The sequence below is a fragment of the Mucilaginibacter segetis genome, assembly GCF_016522075.1.
GTDB classification, from domain to species: domain Bacteria; phylum Bacteroidota; class Bacteroidia; order Sphingobacteriales; family Sphingobacteriaceae; genus Mucilaginibacter; species Mucilaginibacter segetis.
Genome location: NZ_JAEHFW010000004.1, coordinates 63,013 through 85,387 on the forward strand (window position 1 = coordinate 63,013; position 22,375 = coordinate 85,387).

Annotated in this window: 19 protein-coding genes; 7 read left to right on the top strand and 12 right to left on the bottom strand. The window is 38.4% G+C overall.

Annotated elements, in window-relative coordinates; all coding sequences use genetic code 11:
• Window positions 1–44: 44 nt before the first annotated feature.
• Window positions 45–218: a hypothetical protein gene (locus I5M19_RS18670; RefSeq protein WP_317193247.1), complete on the bottom strand. Its 174-nt coding sequence runs from the start codon at window positions 216–218 to the stop codon at window positions 45–47.
• 102 nt (window positions 219–320) lie between these two features.
• Window positions 321–884 carry a PI-PLC domain-containing protein gene (locus I5M19_RS18005; RefSeq protein WP_235985887.1) on the bottom strand — a complete coding sequence of 188 codons (564 nt, stop codon included), beginning with the start codon at window positions 882–884 and terminating at the stop codon, window positions 321–323.
• A gap of 282 nt (window positions 885–1,166) precedes the next feature.
• Between I5M19_RS18005 and I5M19_RS18010 the strand changes: the two genes are divergently transcribed.
• Complete coding sequence (locus tag I5M19_RS18010) at window positions 1,167–2,483, top strand: polysaccharide deacetylase family protein (protein WP_200067769.1); 1,317 nt, start codon at window positions 1,167–1,169, stop codon at window positions 2,481–2,483.
• A gap of 10 nt (window positions 2,484–2,493) precedes the next feature.
• On the opposite strand, the gene I5M19_RS18560 is transcribed toward I5M19_RS18010, so the two are convergent.
• From I5M19_RS18560 to I5M19_RS18045, 8 genes are all read right to left on the bottom strand, one after another.
• Window positions 2,494–2,652: a hypothetical protein gene (locus I5M19_RS18560; protein ID WP_214653089.1), complete on the bottom strand. Its 159-nt coding sequence runs from the start codon at window positions 2,650–2,652 to the stop codon at window positions 2,494–2,496.
• A gap of 611 nt (window positions 2,653–3,263) precedes the next feature.
• Entirely contained in the window at window positions 3,264–4,841 is a 1,578-nt protein-coding gene (locus tag I5M19_RS18020) for a tetratricopeptide repeat protein (protein ID WP_200067771.1), read from the bottom strand.
• Window positions 4,842–5,169: 328 nt separating this feature from the next.
• On the bottom strand, window positions 5,170–6,447 hold the full coding sequence (locus tag I5M19_RS18025; RefSeq protein ID WP_200067772.1) for an MFS transporter: 1,278 nt from the start codon (window positions 6,445–6,447) through the stop codon (window positions 5,170–5,172).
• Window positions 6,448–6,517: 70 nt separating this feature from the next.
• On the bottom strand, window positions 6,518–7,903 hold the full coding sequence (locus I5M19_RS18030) for a M20/M25/M40 family metallo-hydrolase (RefSeq protein WP_200067773.1): 1,386 nt from the start codon (window positions 7,901–7,903) through the stop codon (window positions 6,518–6,520).
• A gap of 47 nt (window positions 7,904–7,950) precedes the next feature.
• Window positions 7,951–10,059, bottom strand: a complete 2,109-nt coding sequence (gene recG, locus I5M19_RS18035) for an ATP-dependent DNA helicase RecG (protein WP_200067774.1) — start codon at window positions 10,057–10,059, stop codon at window positions 7,951–7,953.
• Between the two features lie 12 nt (window positions 10,060–10,071).
• Window positions 10,072–10,452 (bottom strand): RidA family protein, encoded by a 381-nt coding sequence (locus tag I5M19_RS18040; RefSeq protein WP_200067775.1) that lies wholly within the window; start codon window positions 10,450–10,452, stop codon window positions 10,072–10,074.
• The gene (locus I5M19_RS18825; protein ID WP_317193248.1) at window positions 10,449–10,592 is read right to left on the bottom strand and encodes a DUF6728 family protein; all 144 of its coding nucleotides are present in this window, start codon (window positions 10,590–10,592) and stop codon (window positions 10,449–10,451) included. Before I5M19_RS18825 ends, I5M19_RS18040 begins: the two co-directional genes overlap by 4 nt.
• A gap of 72 nt (window positions 10,593–10,664) precedes the next feature.
• Window positions 10,665–12,068: an OmpA family protein gene (locus I5M19_RS18045; protein ID WP_317193249.1), complete on the bottom strand. Its 1,404-nt coding sequence runs from the start codon at window positions 12,066–12,068 to the stop codon at window positions 10,665–10,667.
• Between the two features lie 109 nt (window positions 12,069–12,177).
• On the opposite strand from I5M19_RS18045, the gene I5M19_RS18050 reads away from it, so the two are divergent.
• A complete protein-coding gene (locus I5M19_RS18050) occupies window positions 12,178–13,464 on the top strand; it encodes an aminopeptidase P family protein (protein WP_200067776.1) in 1,287 nt (428 codons plus the stop codon).
• On the opposite strand, the gene meaB is transcribed toward I5M19_RS18050, so the two are convergent.
• Window positions 13,461–14,351, bottom strand: coding sequence for a methylmalonyl Co-A mutase-associated GTPase MeaB (gene meaB, locus I5M19_RS18055; protein WP_200067777.1), 891 nt, complete (start codon window positions 14,349–14,351; stop codon window positions 13,461–13,463). The two genes, I5M19_RS18050 and meaB, sit on opposite strands and share 4 nt — an antisense overlap.
• Window positions 14,352–14,439: 88 nt before the next feature.
• Here meaB and I5M19_RS18060 point away from each other — a divergent pair, with 88 nt between their 5' ends.
• The 4 genes from I5M19_RS18060 (at window position 14,440) to I5M19_RS18075 (ending at window position 19,798) form a co-directional block, all read left to right on the top strand.
• The gene (locus I5M19_RS18060) at window positions 14,440–15,495 is read left to right on the top strand and encodes a glycosyltransferase family 4 protein (RefSeq protein WP_200067778.1); all 1,056 of its coding nucleotides are present in this window, start codon (window positions 14,440–14,442) and stop codon (window positions 15,493–15,495) included.
• 242 nt (window positions 15,496–15,737) lie between these two features.
• Complete coding sequence (locus I5M19_RS18065) at window positions 15,738–16,613, top strand: glycosyltransferase family protein (protein ID WP_200067779.1); 876 nt, start codon at window positions 15,738–15,740, stop codon at window positions 16,611–16,613.
• The gene (locus tag I5M19_RS18070; RefSeq protein WP_200067780.1) at window positions 16,613–17,788 is read left to right on the top strand and encodes a glycosyltransferase; all 1,176 of its coding nucleotides are present in this window, start codon (window positions 16,613–16,615) and stop codon (window positions 17,786–17,788) included. The genes I5M19_RS18065 and I5M19_RS18070 overlap by 1 nt, the downstream gene beginning before the upstream one ends.
• Window positions 17,789–17,968: 180 nt before the next feature.
• The gene (locus I5M19_RS18075; RefSeq protein ID WP_200067781.1) at window positions 17,969–19,798 is read left to right on the top strand and encodes an ABC transporter ATP-binding protein; all 1,830 of its coding nucleotides are present in this window, start codon (window positions 17,969–17,971) and stop codon (window positions 19,796–19,798) included.
• Window positions 19,799–19,845: 47 nt separating this feature from the next.
• Here the strand turns inward: I5M19_RS18075 and I5M19_RS18080 are convergent, their stop codons facing one another.
• Window positions 19,846–20,514, bottom strand: coding sequence for a porin family protein (locus tag I5M19_RS18080; RefSeq protein ID WP_200067782.1), 669 nt, complete (start codon window positions 20,512–20,514; stop codon window positions 19,846–19,848).
• Between the two features lie 134 nt (window positions 20,515–20,648).
• Between I5M19_RS18080 and I5M19_RS18085 the strand changes: the two genes are divergently transcribed.
• Entirely contained in the window at window positions 20,649–22,373 is a 1,725-nt protein-coding gene (locus I5M19_RS18085; RefSeq protein WP_200067783.1) for a glycoside hydrolase family 3 protein, read from the top strand.
• Window positions 22,374–22,375 lie beyond the last annotated feature (2 nt).

The following is a 22,375-nucleotide window of genomic DNA, read 5'->3' on the forward strand; positions in this document are numbered from 1 at the left end:
GCAAATGTTATTTGGATAGGTTCTAAATAGTTAAAAGGCGGGTATCAGTCTAATTTTGCATATTCATAAATATCATCCAGTAAAAATTTTTTCAGCTCTGCCAATTTATCTGTATTTATCAAGTCAACACCACAACTTAACAACTCTTTCCATACGGCGGTGTTTTCCGGAGAAGCCCATAATCTTACCCTTTTGCCAAATTTATGAGCTAAAGCCACATATTTACATAGTCTGTCTTTTTGTTGTTGAGGCAGTTTTCCGTCGCCCGTCCATTTTAATATTTTGGAATATTTGCAACTGGCTGTTTGATAAACATATTTTTAAAGCGTATCCCTGCCTGCCTGCATCAGATCTTCATCAATAAATGCCAGGCGACTTTTTTGTTTTTTAATGATATTGTAGGGTTTATGGCCCGTTATAACTATAGTTATTTCCCTCTGGATAAAACGTCCGCTCTCATAACCTGAAATCATTGCCGCATATTTTTTTAGCAGAACCTCTAAAGCCCTGTAGGTTTTATCTGCGTCTGATTTAATATCTATCATTAAGGTTATAGGATAGGAGGGGCAGATAATTTCCGGATTTTTACCCGAGATACAATCAGCTAAAGGCTTTAAGTACATACTCTCCAATTCTTTTTGCTGATTAAAAATTGGCAGGATGTGTGCAACGATCAGTCTTCCGTTTCTGAGATAGATATCGGCCTCTATATTCGTGAATCCATTGTCAAGAGCATCATATAATGGCCTTTCATGCCAGTAGTCATTATGAGCAAAGCCATTTACAAGTGTGATATTTTGGGAGTTTGCTTTAAGGCTGATGTTGATCAGTATGATAAGTGAGATTAATTTCAGGTGCTTAAGGGAAACGTTTCCTGTTTGCATCGTAAATTATTTGATGCAAACATAACATCGCTGTATTGCTGAAATATTAGCTTACTGTAAAGGAATTATCTTGAAAAAATAAAATAAGGTGCACCCTTTTAGGGGTACACCTTTCATAGGTATTGATAAGGTTTAGATTGCTGTAAACCTATATAATCAAATACATAAAAAAAATACGTATTAATACGTGATTTTTAAAAAAGTAAGCATCCATTTACAGAAACGTTTTACAATTGCCCTGAGGTATTGGTATATTAGCATAAGTTGAACCAATATAACCTGATGAAAAAGTTATTTATCTCTATTGTAGTTTGCGCAATACCGTTGTTTTTTTTCGTAATACCCATATATGGACAAACACAAATAACACGCTGGCAGTATGATCGCAACGGCGCCGTATCTATAACATTTGATGATGGCTCTATTAATCAGTTTAAAAAGGCAGTGCCTATACTTAACCGGTTAGGGTTTCCGGCTACATTCTTTATTATTACCGGGCAAATTCCGGGGTCGATGTATAAGGGTAAGTTTATTGGCAGACCCGTTAAAGATATCATCAGAGAAACAGCAACTATTCCTACGGATAGCAGTAACTTTTATGAACGGGCATCAGCGGCGGGCTATTTAGGTTTGATAGGTCCGTTAGACTACCATTACAAAGCTGGTGAACTTGTTGATGCGGGGAAAACGGCTGAAGCTTATAAGGTAATTGATGAATGCTACACAAAAGTGCGTAATGGCGATTTTAAGCCGGGGATTCAGCACAACGATGAATATAAAGATGCGCATGGTACTACCTGGAATGATATACGCAAATACGCGGCGCAGGGACATGAATTTGCAAGCCACATGATAACACATCCGCGTTTGGCTGTGTTAGATGAAGCTAATATGTTGTACGAGCTAAAGAACAGCAGGCTTGATATTTTAAAACAATTAGGCCAGCAATACACATTCTCTGCGGAGGGGCCTTTTGGAACCGAAAATGAGCGGGTAATGAGCTACGCGCACAAGGTTTATCCGGCTTTACGGAACAGGATGCCCGAACCCTGGCTAAAGGAAATAAGCCGGTCGAACCGCAGCAATCCCGGAAATACAGATAAAGCGTATATCCAATTTCAAAGAGGGGCTACTACAAAAACGCCCTTAGCTATGATGGAGACCTGGGTTGATACTACCCTGAACAAAAATAATACATGGCTGGTGCTTACCTTTCACGGAGTTGACGGCATAGGCTGGGAGGCACTTACTCATCAGGAGCTTGATGCTTACTTTAGTTACATTAAAAAGCGGGAAGACAAACTATGGGTGGCTACTTTTGGCGATGTAACAAAATATATGCGCGAGCGACAAAGCGCAAAGGTGCAAGCTACGCCAAAAGCAAATAGCATAACTGTGAATTTAACTTGTCCGCTTAATAAAACATGGTATAATATTCCGCTCACTTTAAAGACCTATGTGCCTGAAAAATGGGTAAACGTAAAAGTTACGGAAGGCAAAAATGTAAAAACCTTTAGCACTATTAGTGATAGTAAAGGTAAATATATCCTGTATCAGGCCTACCCTAACCGCGGGACGATAATTTTAACAGCAAATTGAACATGCCTCGTCAGGCATTTTGCTGACGAACCTGCTTGCCGGCATTGCCCTTATTATTAGCGTCTGTTACAACAACATCTTCCCATACGGAGCCATATATATAGGTTTTTTTGTAACAGCTATTACATTCGTAACGTTTAATAGGTAACCAAAATAAAGTAGCTTTCATTAGTACCGGTCTGGGCGCACGGTGGGCTAGTACTCCTCTCTGGCAATGAGGGCATTTCTTCTTTTGTTTTTTTGTTTCCATCTTGGGGTCGGTTGTAAACTTTAACAATTAAATTAATTAGCTATATGGGGGTATAGTTAAGCGTTTAGTAGTCCGCTTACCTACGGGTTTTTTCTTACGCAAATCTTAAATGATCTATCATTATCTTACTAAAAAGAACTATTTAAAGAAAGATAAAAGGTGTTTAGTTTGAGGTGCATGCAGTCGGCTGTATTCCGAGCCTATTTACCTTTTACCGGAATATCCTTATTTACTAAACGTGCATTCAGAAAACTCGGATATTTTATTTGTTTACTATAACTTAAAGCTGTATCAAAAAATGAGTTGCTATAGTTAAAGTTTTGCTGCTTTAATGCGCATAGCATTAAAATGTTATCCTTTAGTACATAAATATACATGTTATTATATAATACGCACAATATCTTTCCATCTGGAGTAAAATTTGCTTAAATGATTAACTTTTAGTTATTTAATTCAAATATGAAAAAAGATAAGTGGTAAATATTGTTTTTGGGGTGGACAAAAACAGGACAAAAGAATTATTTAAATTATTATAGTGAAAACACAACGGTTTCCAACTCTTCCCCATTATTAAGATTTAATTTTTTGCGTAAGCGTTGTTTAGATTTTTTTACGCCATCGGTAGTTATGCCCAGCATACCTGCCATTTCCTTATTGTTAAGATTAAGTTTAACCAGGGTAAGTAATCTGGTATCTGTAGCTGTGAGCTGAGGGTAATTTTTTCTGAGGTTATAAAAAAATGCAGGATATACATTTGAGAACAACGTTTTAAATTTCTCCCAGTTATCGTCGGTCATGATGTGGGCTTGCATCATTGCTGTTAACTGCAGTGCAATTATTTCATCGGTAGTTTTTAATTGCAGTTTTTCAATCTCAGATTTAAATGTATCTATCAATCGATTGCTTTGCATCAGGTTCTCTGTATAAACCTGTAACTCCATATTTGCCTTATATAAGTCTTCGTCTACACGCAGCTTTTCTGCAGCAAGCAATGCCTTATCCTTTTTACCCTTTAACCGTTGCCTGTTATAAAGTAATATGCTTATAATTATTAAAAGGGAAAGAACAATAATTACCGTATTCCTTTTGTAAACTCTTATTTCTGTTTTGGTTCGCAGCCTTTTTAACAGCAGGTTGTTTTTTTCAACTTCCCATTTTAATCTTACCCTTTCAATTCCCGCTATATTATCGCGCCGGGATAAACTATCTTTAAGGGTATCGTACTTTTTGAGGTATACTAATGATTGTGCAAAATTGCCCTGTTGTTCACTTAATAATGCGTTCAGGTTATAGAGTTCTACCCTCAGCGATAATGCATCGTCTTTTAAATTTTTTATCAAATTACCGGCTGATTCAAGTTGGGTAGCAGCTTTGGTGAAATTCTTATAGACTATACTTATTTTTACCAGCCGTAACAGTGCTATGGCTGCGTTTAGCGACTGGTCGTATTTTAATGACTCGCGGTAATCAAGTTCAACCAATGGAAGAGCTTTGAGATATTGATGCTGCATAAAATATACCGACCCGATGTTACCTGTAGTTATAGCTATCCAAACACTGTCATGCTTTGCTTTAGCGATTTTTAATGCATCGTTAAAGTAGCGCAGTGCTGTTGCATAGGCATTGATATTACGATAAGTGAGGCCAATGGTATTTATTAAATTGATCCGGTCTGACGAGTGGGCAGCTGTAAAGAGCAGTGCATTTTTCAAATTTATACGGGCGTTCTCATAGTCACCAAGTGCATAATAAAAATCAGCGGCCTGGGAAAAAAGCACGTCAATATTCGGCACGTTTTTATACCCTATTTCCCTGAATTGTTCCTGCGCAAGTAAAAAATACTTGCAGGCAGGAATGTTTTGTTTGTAATTAAAAAGATATAGCGCTTTGCTTTGTTCATAAATGCCGATTAGCAGCGGCAGGTCTTTTTTAATAGCAAAATTAATAGCTTGGTCATGATACCACGTGCTTAATTTATTAAACCCTTTGTTTACCGAATAATAATCAGCCCGCATATCAAAAACAGCACACTGTAACGGAAGGTCATTCAAGCTTTTAGCAACGGATTCCAGCTCATTAAGAGCGCTCATCGCATTTGCCTCTGTCATTTTCCGGCATGTTATTTTGTATAATTTTCGTGCAGAAGAAACCCTGTCAGCGGGAGGTGTATTTTTTAAATAGTCGAAAAGTTTTGAATGGTTATTAATATTCTGAGAAAAGGTGATTGGAATTAAGGAAAACGTGAAAAGGTATATCAGGAAGGCGGCCCTGCATGTTTTTTCTACACGTTTCGATTTCAATTTAAAAGGGGAATTATTGTTACTGTTAATTATTAGCCTAAAACGTAATAAAGATAATAATTTATTAAACGCAATGTTTTTAAAATCAATATTTTAATACGAAATTAAAAGTAACAGCATGTTAACACCCATTAGTTCAAATTTCAGGAGGGTGAATCTGATTTAAAGTTACCGGAATCAATTTTTTAGTTTTCAGGTAGGTAATAGTTACTATCATCAGTGTCATGCTCCCGCCAAAAACAACGGCGGGTACGGTGCCTATAAGCCTTGCAGCTGTACCCGATTCAAAAGCGCCAATCTCATTAGATGAACCAATAAACATAGAGTTTACGGCTGATACCCGGCCACGCATATGATCGGGTGTAAGTAATTGCATTATTGTTCCACGTATAATTACACTTACGCTGTCAAAAGCGCCCTCGGTAAATAAGAATACAAGCGATAAATAAAAACTGCGCGATAAACCAAAACTGATAATTGATAAGCCAAAGCCTGTTACTGCTATGAGTAAGTTGCGCCAGGGCCTGCCCATGGGGGAAAAACGTGACATTGCCAGCATGGTTAATACTGCACCCAATGATGATGTTGCCCGCATAATGCCCAAACCTTCGGCTCCTACTTTTAAGATCTCGTTAGCAAAAACCGGCAGCAGCGCCACTGCTCCTCCAAAAAATACCGAAAACAGGTCAAGGCTCATGGCACCTATCATCATTTTGTTATGAACAACAAAATGTATCCCTTCCGACAGGCTCTTCCAAATACTTTCTTTTGGTACAAATACCGGGGGGTATGATCGCAGTAAGTAAATTAATATCAGTGAAATAGCCAGAAATAATAGTATAACTATAAATGTTATGGTTATACCATAAAATCCATAGATCAAGCCTCCTGCGGCAGGGCCTAAAATTGACGCGATCTGCCAGCTTGAACTACTCCAGGTGCTTGCATTAGGGTAAAGTTTTTTCGGGATACTTTGGGTATAGATCACGAAGGTAGCCGGCCCGTAAAAAGCACGTGCAACGCCGTTCAAAAATATCATTGCGTAAATTATGGGTACTATCCAGCTTATGTGGATGTATTGCCCTGCACCTTTTAATGTAACCAGGAACATCACAAATGATGAAAAGAAAACACCGGTGAAAATTAACAAAAGCATTTTCCGCTTCTCTGATTTATCGGCGATGTAGCCGCCATATAAGGCTATGCCAACAGCGGGTATAGCTTCGCATAAGCCAACTATGCCTAAGGCAAATGCGCTTTTTGTAAGCTGATAAATGTAAAAGCCGATAATAACCGCCTGCATTTGATAAGCAAACGTGAAGAAAAAACGTACGCCTATATATGAGCGAAAATCTTTATACCTGAGGGCCGCAAATGAATCTACCTGCGGTGTTATTTGTTCATCTTCCGGCACTTATTTCAGATGTTATTGAGCGTGCAATTTACAATTGCGTATTGGTGGCGCAAAATATATTATCGCTAAATTAAAAACTTAAGTTATGCTGATCTATTAGATAGACAAGTCCGGCTATAGTAGCTGCTCCTAATTCCAATTCACGCTTATTTACATTCTCGAAAACATCATTAGGGGTGTGATGGATGTCAAAATAGCGTTGCGAATCAGGTCGGTAGCCAATCAATACCACCGATGGTATAGTTTCTTTTAAAGGGCCTATATCGGTACCACCCCCGCCTGCTACCAAACGATCGGCCTCGTATGGTTCAAAAAGATGTTTCCAGCTTTTATTTAATTCCTTTAAAAAACTACCCGAAACGCCCTGAAAACTAAATCCACGGGGGGTAAAGCCACCTTCGTCTGTCTCAATAGCGGCTATGTGTTCTTCTTTGTTTTGAGCCGCCAGTTCTGCATATTTAGTACCGCCTTTATGTCCGTTTTCTTCATTCATAAAAAATACAGCACGTATAGAGTTTTTAGGACGATAACCGATGGCTTTAAAAATTCTTAATACCTCTACAGATTGCATAACTCCGGTGCCGTCATCATGTGCCCCTTCTGCAAGGTCCCAGGAGTCCAGGTGTCCGCCTACGGTTATAAACTTATTGGGATTTTGGGTGCCTGTAATTTCTCCAACTACATTATATGATTTTGCGTCCGGTAAAAGCTGGCAATTTTGCTTGAAGTAGAATTTTATTAATGGCAGTTTCCGAAGTTTGAGCATACTGCTAAGTGTGTTTGCTGCTATAGTGGATATAGCAGCGGCCGGTATGTTTTTCCCTGCCGCATCGTAAGCGGTTGTCCCAGTATGCGGATAGTTGTCGATGCTTTCTGTTAATGAACGTACAATAACACCTACGGCTCCATATTTTGCAGCGGCGGGCGGCCCCATAAATCGTTGGTCACCTGCTGTGCCATAAGCCTGCCCTGTCTCAATAAACCTGGGATCGAACGGGCGGTTAAAAAACACTATTTTCCCTTTTATAACATCTTCGCCTAAACTGTCCAGTTCTTTAAGGCTTTTTACTTCTATTACATTGGCGGTTATGCCTTCCTTAGGAGTAGCCACTGACATGCCGAGGGCGGTTATGGCTACAGGTATTTTATTATTACCATCTATAATATAACCTTCTTCTTTTTTGCCCCTTACCCAATGCGGCACCATAACCTCTTGTAAGTAAACCTTATCAAAGCCGTAACTGTCCATTAACATTTTGCTCCATTCCACAGCCTTTTGCGCACCTGCCGATCCGCTTAATCTGGGGCCTATGCTTTTACACAAATAGCGTAAATTTTCATAGCATTTACCGTTGACCAAAGCTTCGTCATATAATTTCCGCAACATTAAGGAATCCTGTGCCTGAACGCCGGTGATACTTAGGGCGAGTGTAAAAAGAAGTAGAATTTTTTTCATGCTGATGCTTGTTTAAACAAATGTAATATTTGGTGTGTAAAATACCATCATGATATTTTATCCCAGCTCAGTCCGTCGGTTTTTGCCTGAAAAGCCAGGTTCAACACCTGATGCTCCGGCAAAGCCAAAAGCGGATCTTTCTCAAATATATCCTCTACACAGCTACGTGCTTGTGATAATATTTCCTGATCAGTAGTAAGGTCAGCAACTTTCAGATCGAGTATACCGCTTTGCTGGGTGCCTTCAATATTACCCGGCCCGCGTAGCTGCATATCAATTTCTGCTATTTCGAAGCCATTGTTGGTTTTAACCATTGTATTTAACCGTATCCTGCCGTCGTGACTAAGCTTTTGCCCGCTCATTAGTATGCAATAAGATTGATCAGCTCCGCGCCCAACACGGCCTCTTAGCTGGTGTAGCTGCGAAAGCCCGAAGCGCTCGGCATTCTCAATGATCATTACCGATGCATTTGGCACGTTAACGCCAACCTCGATCACCGTAGTTGCCACCATAATATGTGTTTCACCTTTTATAAAACGCTGCATCTCAAAATCTTTTTCTGCTGCAGTCATTTTTCCGTGTACTATACTTATCCGGTATTGCGGCAGTGGAAATTCATGTGACATGGTATTTATACCATCCATCAGATTCTTCAGATCGAGCTTCTCGCTTTCATTTATCAGCGGATATACAACATATATTTGGCGGCCCTTAGCGATCTCCTGCTTCATAAAACCGAACATGCGTAAGCGCTGATTTTCAAAGTAATGTACGGTTTGTATGGGTTTTCTGCCGGCTGGCAGTTCATCAATTACCGAAACATCCAGATCGCCGTATAAGGTCATGGCCAGTGTGCGGGGGATGGGGGTGGCCGTCATTACCAAAATATGAGGAGGCACAGTGTTCTTTCGCCAAAGCTTTGCGCGCTGTTCAACCCCGAAACGATGCTGCTCATCAATCACTACAAAACCCAGGTTTTTATACTGAACCTTATCTTCGATTAAAGCATGTGTTCCTATAAGTATTTTAAGGCTGCCATCTTCGAGTTGCTCATGTATCACTTTCCGGGCTTTTTTAGATACCGACCCCGTTAGTAATGCTACAGGTATAAACGTATCATCAATCAGGTTTTTTATAGTGTGGTAATGCTGATTTGCCAAAATTTCTGTAGGCGCCATAATGCAGGTTTGAAAACCATTGTCAATAGCTATCAGCATGCTCATTAAAGCTACTACGGTTTTACCGCTGCCTACATCGCCTTGCAATAACCGATTCATCTGGACACCCCGCTGCGTATCTAAACGTATTTCCTTTAAAACACGTTTTTGTGCGTTGGTTAATTCAAACGGTAGCCTGTTATGGTAAAAATCATTAAAGTAATGGCCAACTGTTTCAAAAATATTGCCTTTAAATTTTTGAGTGCGGAGTAATTTGTTTTTAAGGAGCTTGAGTTGTAAAAAAAATAACTCTTCAAATTTTAAGCGATAGCGCGCCTCATGCAGGACCGTTGCGTTTTCCGGAAAATGAATGTTCCGGTAGCTGGTTGCCCTATCCGTAAGTTTAAATTTGTTTAAAATATATTGGGGTAAATTTTCGTGAATATCTTTTAAGTGCTGCTCCAGCAGCGAGGCAACTAACTTTTGCAACCCCTTACTATCTAAGGAATATTGCTTTAATTTCTCGGTTGAATTGTAAGCGGGCTGTAAGGTGAGGTTGCCATTTCGCTTTACATTTGCCGGTGTATATAGCTCCATTTCAGGATGCGGCATTTGGGCTTTACCGTTAAAAAAGCCCGGTTTTCCAAAAATTATATAAACCTTGCCTTTAATAATAGATTTTTCAACCCATTTGATGCCCTGAAACCACACCAATTCAATAGTACCTGTTTCATCATTGGCTTGTGCAACTAAACGTTTGGTGCGTTTTTCGCCGATTATTTCATAAGAAGTTAAACGGGCAAGCACCTGTACGTGGGGCATGTCTGCATTCAGATTCTTTATTTTATAGAATCTCGTACGATCTATATACTTATACGGGAAATGTTTTAGAAGATCTTCAAAATTGAATATTTGCAGTTCCTTTTTCAGCACCTCAGCTCTTGAGACGCCTACACCTTTCAGATATTCAATAGGTGTTTGAAAATGCCGGTTATTCAACTCTTTATAATATCAGGGCTTTAATGCAATTGCGGAAATTTCCACATTTACGTTTTTAGGCAATGCAGAAACCTGTACAGTTTCGCGAGCGGGAAAATTATCAGTAAAATAAGAACCATACACTTCATTCACCTGTGCAAAACTTTGCATATCAGTTAAAAATATGGAAGTTTTTATAATATGTTCAAAGCCGCATCCAGCTTCTGTTAATATTGCCTTTAAATTTTCCATTACCTTTTTTGTCTCTGCCGCAATGTCAGTTAATGTCAATTCGCCGGTTTTGGCATCGAGTGGTATCTGACCTGAAATGAAAAGCAGATTGCCGGCTAAAACTGCCTGACTATATGGTCCAATAGGCGCAGGTGCATTGTTTGTATTTATAATAGTTTTCATTTTTTTAATATAAACCAGTCAATAAGTTTCCAGATAATGCCCAGCAAAAACATGCTTATTGCAATAGCATTTATAACATGCATAACCTTAAGATTGAAACTTGTAGGCCTGGTGGGATCTTTTTTTCTGAAAAAATACATTACACAAATTTAATAAAAAAAAGAAAAGCCCCGGGTTATCCGGGGCTTTCTCAACAATATTATTGTTAAATATTACATCTGTTTGAAAGAAACACGACGGTTAAGCACGCGACCTTCTTCAGTTGAGTTATCAGCTATCGGATTAGTTTCACCGTAACCTTTAACTTTTAAGTTGCTTGCAGATACACCTGAATTAACTAAGTAAGTTTTTACTGAGTTAGCACGATCTTTTGATAAAGACATGTTGTAAGCAGCAGTACCTTCAGATGAAGCATAACCATCAATCTCAACAGTTTTACCAGTTGACCTTAAGTCAGCAGAAGTAGCATCTAAGATTGGGTAAGATGAAGTTCTTAATACTGAACTGTCAAATTCAAACTGAATGTTAGAGTATGCAGCACCTGTTGCAGCAGCAGGCTCAGGAGTAGGGAATACGATAACGCAACCAGAACCATCAACTACGCTACCTGCAGGAGTGTTAGGGCATTTGTCAAACTGATCAGATACACCGTCACCATCAGAATCTTTCTTAAGATCAGTTACAGCGTTTTCAACGTTAGTAACACGGCCTTTAAGAGCTTCAACTTCCTGACGTAAAGCTGCATCATATAATTCATCATACATCATAGCAACCGGGTTTACCCAATCCAGGTTCGGTTTTGATTTTGAACCTAAAGTGAATTCTAAACCAGCGTAACCGTAAGAGTAGTGATCTTTAGTTGGGTAACCGGTGTGTAAACCGTCAAAGTTATCACCATCAATAAAGTTTTGGGTGTAACCTAAGTTTAATGCAACCGCATCGCTCAGTCTGAATTTAACACCTGCACCTACTGGTATAACTAATTCTTTAGCATAGTGATTAGTGCTTGTGCTACCGTCTGTAGGATCAGTATAGTTAGCATAATCAAATGGAGCACCACTTGGAGTGATACCTGATGGTTGGTAGAAAATTAAACCGGCACCTGCAGTAACGAAGAAGTTAACTGCATTTTTACGACGGATAAAGTCGATAGTAGCAACGTTAACAATACCGCTCAAAGTACCTGAATAAAAATCAGTTTGGTAAGAAGCAGCGTTAGGTATTACATCGCCGTTTGCATCAGCAGTGTTACCTTTAACACGTCCGCCATGGAAATCCAATTGTAAACCAAATGAGTGAGCCAGTTGTGATCTTAAAGATACACCATAGCCGTAAGAGATTTCTTTGTGATTGTAGTCATTTGAACCACCAGTCGCCAAGGTAGGTGAAGTTACACCACCATTGATTCCGATGCTAAATGTTTTGTACTGTCCTCTACCGCCAAATACCTTGGCTGTAGATGTTCCAGAAGACATCATAGTTGAATCTGATGACATGTCTTGGGCGTTAACCAATCCAACGGTCATCAAAGAAACAAATGATAATGCTACTGATTTCTTTAATGTAGAATAATTCATAGTTTTAAGATTAAACGATTTAATTGTGATTTTTTTCAAAATTAGTAATTATGTTTGAAACGAATACCAAACTCTGTTCCAAAATTTCTAATATCTACTACAAATAATAAAAATAAATTGTTTTTATTAAAATATATATTTTATAATTATGAAATATCTACCTGTTAATGAGGCGTTATTTACAAATAATAGAAAAAATTTCGTTTCCCGATTAAAAGCTAATTCTATAGCCATATTCCACTCAAATGACGAATTTCCCCGAAATGGTGATCAATCCTTTCTATTTAAGCAAAATCCTGACTTTTTTTATCTTTCTGGCATTGATCAGGAGCAAAGTATACTGGTTTTATACCCGGATTGTCCTAATCAGCTATACAAAGAAGTACTATTTTTAAGACAAACCAGTGAACATATTGCAATTTGGGAGGGACATAAATACACCAAGGAGGAGGCGAGAAAGGCTTCGGGTATTCAAAATATTTACTGGCTTGATGATTATGACACTATTTTGCACAGTATTGTAAACTACGCTGAGCATATTTATATCAATACAAATGAAAATGACCGTTATGCGCACACAGTTCCTTACCGCGATATTAGATTATTTGAAAGTTTAAGACAAAAATACCCCTTACATCATTATGAGAGATCGGCACCTATATTAAGAGATCTGCGTGTAATTAAATCGGATATTGAAGTTGAGCTCACTAAAAAAGCTTGTGAAATAACACGCGATGCTTTTATACGGGTACTTAAATTTGTAAAACCCGGTGTAGCCGAATACGAGATAGAAGCAGAGATTATCCATGAATTTATAAAACAGCGTGGTACCGGTCACGCCTATAGCCCTATCATAGCATCGGGCGCTAACGCGAATGTGCTGCATTATGTAGATAATAATCAGGTTTGCAAGGACGGGGATGTGATACTTTTTGATTTTGGGGCGGAATATGCTAATTATAATGCGGACATGAGCAGGTCCATACCGGTAAACGGCCGCTTTACCAAACGCCAGCGCGATGTATATAATGCTGTGTTAAGGGTAATACGGGCATCCATAAAGTTAATAGTTGCCGGTGCGGTATGGAACGAGTACCACGAGGAAGTTGGCAGGATAATGACGGGTGAACTTATTGACCTTGGATTATTGAAGAAACACGAAGTTGAAAAGCAGGATCCTAAAATGCCTTTGTATAAAAAATACTTTATGCATGGTACTTCGCATCATTTAGGATTAGATGTTCACGATTATGCAAGCAGGTATAAAAAATTCGAGGTGGGAAACATACTTACCTGCGAACCCGGTATATATATTCCGGAAGAAGGCTTAGGTATACGTATAGAGAACGACATACTGATAACTAAGGATGGAAACGTTGATTTGATGGCTGATATTCCTGTAGAAGCCGATCATATAGAAGAAATAATGAATTAATTATACGTTTCTACAAAGGTATACAGGTTAAATCCCGGCTCAGTTAAAGCTTTGGCAATTTCTTGCTGAAGCTTTTTTTTATCGATACCAGCCATACGTTTTTGTTGGATAAGGTGATAAGCCTTTTGCGTAAGCAGTACTTCGTGCCTGTTTCTGTTTTTGGTGGGTTGTTCCGTAATAAAATTACTCAGCTCGGTTATCCCTTCGTTTTTTGATGCGACGGTTTTAAAAATAGGCGGCGTATCCCTTTTATCCTGTAAAATTATTTTTCTGAGATTATTAATAAAGAGATCGGCGCCTTCACGATCAGCCTTATTTACTATAAATGCATCTGCAATTTCCATCAGGCCCGATTTTATATTCTGAATCTCGTCGCCCGCCTCAGGTACCAGCATTACCAGCGTGGTATCAGCAAGCCCGGCAATCTCTACTTCTGACTGGCCAACGCCTACCGTTTCAATTATAATATGATCGAAACCGGAAGCACGCAGCACATCCGTCATTTCTATGGTTTTGGCTGATAATCCACCCAGAGAGCCGCGAGTGGCTATTGACCGGATAAAAACATCGGGGTGATTAAAATGCGAAGCCATGCGAATACGGTCTCCTAATAAGGATCCGAAATTGAAGGGCGAAGTGGGATCAACAGCTAAAACGGCGATTTTTTTACCTTTTGCCAGCAATTCGCTTATTACTGCATTTACCAAAGTGCTTTTGCCTGCACCGGGCGGCCCGGTAATACCGGTTACCGGCACATTTTTATATACCAATGATCTCAGCATTGCCCCGGCCCCTGAAAGGTTATTCTCTACAATAGTTAGTGCACGCGCAACTGAACGGAAATCGGTAATATTCGTTGTAGAAAAGGGTTTGTTAGTTGCGGTCATTTTTGTACTTATTTACAAATGAATAAAATTACACACATAAATTATATTATATTTATAATTGCAGCTTTCAGCTAACTCTTCTGTATTAATGTCAAAGACATCAATTTTGGTAACATTCGATTCCATGAAAAATCCAAACTCCGGATATTTCTCGTTCGGAAAAGGTTTAGGCGATGCGCTGTTAAAGCAAAATAAAGGACGGTTTAAGCTAACGTATTATCTGTTTAAGATAACAACTTATTTTGATGGATTGGTAGATATTTTGCACTTAAATAGGCTGCATCGTATATTTTTCCCCTCCTATAATAAATTTAACTTAATCCATTTTACTGATCAGACCTGCAGATTACGTCCATATCGGGTGAGAGGTAAAAAGATCATGACTATCCATGATATTAATAATGCCCATCTTTTATTTAAACCCCCACACAAAGTAGACGCGCATATAAAAAAACTTAAAAGATTTATTGCCTATTGCGATAAGGTTGTGACAATATCCAGATTTGTAGCCGATGATATTTTACGTTTTATACCCGAAGCCCGAGACAAATTAAGTGTAATATACAATGGCGCAGATAAATTGCAGGTGGCTGATGGTTACACGCCTGCTTATAAACCGGAGCGTTTGTTTCTGTTCACCATTGGGTTATTATCTGTACAAAAAGGATTTCATTATATACCGGCCTTGCTGGCAAATAATAATTATGAACTGGTAATTGCGGGAATTGAAACGCCACATAAAAAAAATATCATAGCTGAAGCGGAAAAGTATGATTGTATTGACAGGGTCACTATTACAGGCCCCATAAGTGATTCTGATAAGGCATGGTATTATAAAAATTGCAGTGCATTTGTATTTCCGTCAATAGCTGAGGGGTTTGGTTTACCTGTAATTGAAGCAATGTATTTCGGAAAGCCTGTTTTTCTATCCAAATTCACCTCATTGCCGGAAGTTGGCGGAAACGAAGCTTACTATTTTGATAATTTTGAACCAGATCACATGCAGGCTGTTTTTGCAAAGGGAATGAAAGATTATAAAGCTAATGATCGCGAAGCGGCTATTATTGCTCATGCCCATAAATTTTCCTGGGAAAAAACCGCGCAGCAGTATTTACAGCTATATGAAGAATGTTTAAAAAGCTAACGGCTTTTAATATTTACTCATTTATCAAGTTTTTGGGTAGCTAACCCTTAAGATGTTAATTATGTTTATTAACACCTGCAACGTTTTGGCTAAATGGTACGTAAGTGTAATTACAGATAATTAAGTGAATAAATTCATTGTTTATTTATGTTAATAATCCGATCAGCATAACTAAGAATTAATATTTCCCTTTTTTATAAAGAGTGTTTTGCCATTTAATATTATATAATGAATCAATATAGATGAAGGTTGCAGGTTTTACATTTATACGTAATGCAGTAAAAAATGATTATCCAATAGTTGAAGCTATAACTTCTATCTTACCAATTTGTGATGAATTTGTGGTAGCACTCGGTAATAGTGAAGATGATACAGAAAAATTGATCTTGGATATCAAATCACCCAAGATCCGAATTATTCGAACAGTTTGGGATGAAAATAATAGAGAGGGCGGGGCTGTATTTGCAGTTGAAACCGACAAGGCTTTCCGGGAGATTTCTCCTGATGTAGATTGGGCTTTTTATATACAAGGTGATGAATGTGTGCACGAAAAATATCTTCCGGTAATAAAAAGTGCCATGGAAGAAAATCTCGAAAGGCGAGAAGTAGAAGGACTTCTGTTTAAGTATATACATTTTTATGGTTCGTATGATTACTATGGACATTCTCGCCGCTGGTACCGTAGGGAGATACGTGTATTGCGGAATAACAAAGCTATACATGCATATCGCGATGCGCAGGGATTTAGGTGGCAGGATAGGAAGATAAATGTGAAGCTGATTGATGCATATATCTATCATTATGGTTGGGTGAAGCCTCCGTCAGGTTTGAAACATAAATTGCGCAGCTTTAATCAATTTTATCAAGACGATGCCTGGATAAACGAAAATATACCTGACACGTATGAATTTGATTATAAAAATGCTGACAGGCTCATTAAATTTAATGATAAACATCCGGCAGTTATGCAAAAGCGAATAAATGCAACTAACTGGAAATTGGACATTGACATTGATAAACTTCATAAGAAAATGACCTTTCGTCGTCGTTTTTTACAAAAAATAGAGGATTGGACGGGGTGGCGACTGGGGGAGTATAAAAACTATAAAATACTTTAATGAAAAAGATTCTATACTTTTTCCCGGATAATGTTGGCGTGCAAACAGCTGGTAATAAAGCTCGTGCTATACAATTACTGAAATTTTTTAAGGAGCGGGGTTATCAGGTTGATTTTGTGAGTCTTAAGCATGAAACAGCAGATAGCGAAACAGAACAAGATACTATAGATTTCCTGACGGGTAACAAACTTGCCCAACGGGTTTATTTATTACCACGTAAGCCTCACAAAAACAATTATATAGTTTACTTTTTCAAATATAAATTATGGAATCTTTTTTATTATTGGTTTAACTACCCGGCAAAATCTAAAATTCCTACTTTTTTAACCATACATTTAAAGCACGCTTTCAACAATGTGTTAAAAAATGATACATATAATTATATAATTATCAGTTATGTGCAATGCGCCGATCTTATATCCAACAAACGTTTATTAAAGGGTGCCAAAACTATTATCGATACACACGATCTTATTACTGCTCAATTTAAAGATAAACGACATTTTAACCTCGGGGTAACTTTTCAGGACGAAATAGACAGATTAAGTAAGTTTGATGAAGTTTGGGCGATATCATACGAAGAACAATACATTTTTGCACAGTTTTGTCGCTCTCAAGTTCGATTGGTGCCGTTAATGGCAGATATTGACCATAGTATAAGTTCATCGGCGTCAATAAAAAAATATGATCTTATATATGTAGCAAGTGATAATGTACATAATAAAAGGTCTGCTGATTGGTTTTTTGAAAAAGTTTACCCTCTATTACCAAACGATATAAATATATGTGTAATAGGCTTGATCAATAAAACTATCCCTGAGCAATACAAGATAAAGCGTGTACTTTATGCTGCTGAACTTGGCGAATATTATAGAAATGCAAAAATTGCTCTTTGTCCTATGCTTACAGGCACAGGAGTAAAAGTAAAAGTAGTAGAAGCATTAGCTTACGGCCTGCCTGTAGTATGTACAGCGCGCGGTACTGATGGCTTACCTAATAAAGAATTCAATGGATGTTTGGTAAGTGATGATGCAACTGAGTTTGCTAATAATATTATTAAGTTGCTTAATAATAAAGATTTATATATTTCCCAAAGTGCTTTAGCAAAACAATTAATTAATGTTGCTTTTAGTAAGAATGTTCTTTATGAAAAATTGGATCGCGCCTTTAATTAATACATTCACGGTATAAATAAAAAGCCCCCGGGGCGACAATTTTTGCAGTGATAAATTCCTTTAATTACTACGAATAGTTAATGTTGGTATTGTGGAGTGTTGTGCCGATGTGCTCTTTATTGCGGCTGTAACATAATTAATTATTTTACTGCTAACTTTGCCTTGCATTAAATTTTTTTGATGAAGACTTACTTCCGGCTGTTATCATTCGCAAAACCTATTGAAAAGTTTGCTATACCTTATATTTTTTTCACGGTATTTGCTGTCATATTCAGTACGCTGAACCTTGCATTACTGGCACCGCTGCTGCAAACTTTATTTATTGATACCAAAGCTGATGATGTTGTTAAACCGCTTGGCCCTAAACCTGCTTTATACGATGTAATGGAGGTGTTTAAATATTATGTGCAATACAGTATAAACAATTATGGTGTATGGGGGGCACTTAAGTTTGTTTGCGGAGCTATTATTGCATCCGCATTATTAGGTAACCTGTTCCGATACTTTTCGCAGCGCACCATGGAGAACCTACGTGTGCACACCTTACTTAATTTACGCAGGCGGGTATTTAATAACGTGATGAATTTGCACCTTGGTTATTTTAATAATGAGCGTAAAGGTGATATTATTTCAAAGGTGTCGTCTGATGTACAAGTGGTGCAATTTTCAGTAACCGGCACTTTACAGGTTATATTTAAGGAACCGCTAACACTTATTGCTTATTTAATATACCTGTTTATGATATCAGCGAAGCTTACTCTTTTTTCGCTCATTATTATTCCTATATCTGCTTTTGTAATATCCAGAATAGTGAAGCGCTTAAAGCAACAAGCCATGGCTTCGCAGCAAACTTATGGTAATATGATCAGTTATCTTGATGAAGCATTGTCGGGTATAAAGATCATTAAAGCTTTTAATGCCACTAATTTTATCAAACAAAAATTTGATGACGAAAACAGGCGCTATTCGTTTATTACACGGTCAATGGCGAAAAGGCAGCAACTGGCATCGCCTGTATCAGAATTTTTTGGAGTTACCATGGTTGCCGGTATTGTATTATATGGCGGGCATTTATTGCTAAGTAATCAGTCGAGTTTAACGGCATCAGAATTCGTAACTTTTATTGCTATATTCTCTCAGGTAATGCGCCCGGCCAAAGCCATCTCCGATTCATTCAGTAATATCCATTCAGGAATAGCAGCGGGTGAGCGTGTGCTGGAACTCATAGATGAAAAGCCCTTGCTTACCGATGCCCCCAACGCCATAACCGTTAATGATTTTAATACCGCAATTGAGTTTAATGACGTCAGTTTTGCTTACCAGGAAAAGGAGATATTATCATCTATTAATTTAAAGGTGCCTAAAGGGAAAACAGTGGCGCTGGTAGGCCCGTCTGGTGGTGGAAAATCCACCTTAATGGATTTAATACCCCGCTTCATGGATCCGCAAAGTGGCAATGTAGCTGTAGATGGAGTGGATGTTCGATTGATCACAGCAGATTCGTTACGCTCGTTGATGGGTATTGTTAATCAGGATTCTTTGTTATTTAACGATACCATTTATAATAATATAGCTTTTGGCAAAACGAATGCTAAGCCCGAAGATGTAGAAGCGGCGGCACGTATTGCCAACGCACATAATTTTATTATGGATACGGATAACGGATACGACACCAACGTTGGCGACAGGGGTACAAAACTTTCGGGCGGGCAAAGGCAGCGAATATGTATAGCCCGGGCAGTATTAAATAACCCGCCGATTATGCTGCTGGATGAAGCCACATCTGCTTTGGATACAGAATCGGAAAAACTGGTACAGGATGCCTTGAATAATTTAATGAAGAACAGGACATCACTTATTATTGCCCACCGGCTTAGTACGATACAAAACGCCGACATGATCGTAGTGCTTGAGGCTGGTAAAATCGTAGAGCAGGGCAATCACGCGGAGCTTATTCAGCATAATGGCCTGTATAAAAGGCTGATAGAAATGCAGACCTTTAATGGATGATAACTAAAAAGGGCTTGTAAATTTACAAGCCCTTTTTAGTTTGATAATTATTGAAAACGGAAGCCTAAACCTACCTGGAATACCTGGTTACGGTAATCCGGTACCGATCCGTCATCCGGGGTGTTCTGTTGCAGGTCAATATTATATCTGGCGCGTAATTCTACGTTCCGGTTAAGATCAATACCAACACCTACTACACCGGCTATATAGCTTTTATCGCCCCGGTTATTATACCGTTCTTCGTAAACGGTATTAAATCCATCGTCGTAAATATTCTTTGTAGATGTTAAAAAGGTAAGCTGAGGTCCGGCAACGATATTAAAGCCGCGCACTACCCGTAATTTAGCGAGTAATGGAATATCAATGTAATTGGTCCGCTGCTTAAACTGACCGTAATTTGTTTCTGCCTTGTATCCTTTTTGCGAATACAAAATTTCGGGAGCGAAAGATAAAGGATAAACCAGCGGAATTTCAAATGTCAATCCGGCGTGTACACCTGTTATGCTACTTGTACTAAAATTAGAGTTGTATGCATCAACCGTGTTAGAAATATTTAAACCACCGGTTATACCAACTTTTGGCTGATAAAAGTCATCAACAGGCCTGCGTTCCTGCCTCATCATACGGTGTGGAGGACGGCGTGGATTGTGATAGCGTTGGGCACTTACCGAGCCTGCTATAAATAAGCTTATTGCTAAAAAGAGTGTTTTTTTCATAGTTGTTGTAATGTTTTAATAATATTTATGAGAGCGAAAATTTTAAAGAAGGTTTATTCGTATCTATTGCATAATATTTATTTAGCTTAAAAACAATTAGCTAAAAATCATATTTAAGCTACATTTACATTACAATGCTTATAACAAAATATTTTACCCGAATTTCCCTTTTGCTATTGTTAATCAGTGTTTTTACTGATACAGTCCGGGGGCAATCATCCCTTATCAATACCCTGAATAGTCAAAACCACTGGGTTGATTCCGTTTACAAGAAATTAAACCGAAAGCAACGGATTGCACAACTTTTTTTTGTTCGCGCACATACCAATAAAGGGCAGGCTTATGAAGATTCAGTAGGTAAGGTGATCCAGAAGGAACACATAGGCGGGTTGGTTTTCTTTCAGGGAGGGCCGGTTAGGCAAACTGATCTTATTAATAATTACCAGAAGTTATCCCGGGTTCCTTTACTTATAGCAATGGATGGCGAGTGGGGATTGGGCATGCGATTAGATTCAACCATCTCCTACCCTTATCAGATGACACTGGGCGCTATTCAGAATGATTCGCTTATTTATAAAATGGGTCAAATGATAGCCTATGACTATAAGCGTATGGGAATGCAAATTAATTTTGCACCCGTATTGGATGTTAACAATAATCCTAATAATCCGGTTATTAACTACCGCTCGTTTGGTGATAGCAAATACAATGTAGCAAAAAAAGGCATCGCTTATTTTAAAGGTATGCAAGACGCCGGGCTAATAACGGTGGCCAAACACTTCCCCGGCCACGGAGATACCGATGTGGATTCTCATTATGATCTGCCCTTACTTCCTTTTACACGGGACAGGCTCGATTCATTGGAGGAATACCCATTCAGGGAAGCCATTAAAGCAGGTATTGGCGGTGTAATGATAGCACATATGAGCATCCCTGCTTTTGATTCCACTAAGAATTTACCCTCTACTTTATCGAGACCGATTGTTACCGGTGAGTTAAAAGATTCCTTAAACTTTAAAGGATTAGTAGCATCTGACGCGATGGAAATGAAAGGAGTAACCAAATATTTCCCGAATGGCGAAGGTGACCTTAGAGCATTCCTTGCCGGTAATGATATTATTGAACTATCTCCGGATTCAAAGAAAGCCGAAAAAATGATATTAAAAGCACTTCGTCATCATAAAATGCCGAAAGAGGAATTTGAAGCGAAGGTAAAAAAGGTACTTGCCGCAAAATATTGGGCAGGTTTAGCGCATTACACTCCTGCATCCCGGGCAGGGCTTGTTAGCGACCTTAACCGGGATTCGGCCAAAGCACTTGTACAGCAATTAAGTGATACAGCTATAACTTTATTAAAAGGGGATAGTACTTCGCTTTATAAAGATCCTAAAAAAAGAACGGCTATTGTAAGTATAGGAGTTGATGAAGAAACAGTTTTTCAGAAAGAATTATCGAAAAAATATCCAAACAGCTTGTTGTTTTTAGTTGGAAAGAAAACGCCCGTTAACGAGTTGAACGGCATGCTTGCTTCGCTAAAAAAATACGATCAGTTATTTATCAGTATCCATGATACCCGTTTAAGGCCTCAAAGCAAACTGGATTATAACAGCGATGTGAAATTGCTGATATCCCAGTTAGCATCTTTACCTAATACAATTACCTGTGTTTTTGCCAACGCTTATACCATTGCAGGGTTGCCGGGTATTGAAAAAAGTGAAACATTATTAGCCTGTTATCAAAAGGAAGATTTTATGCAACGGGCTGCTGTTAAGGTAATAACCGGGCAAATAAAGCCGAAAGGAAAATTGTCGGTAAGCATTAATATGTTTTTCCCGACGGGTACCGGGATAATCTTTTAACA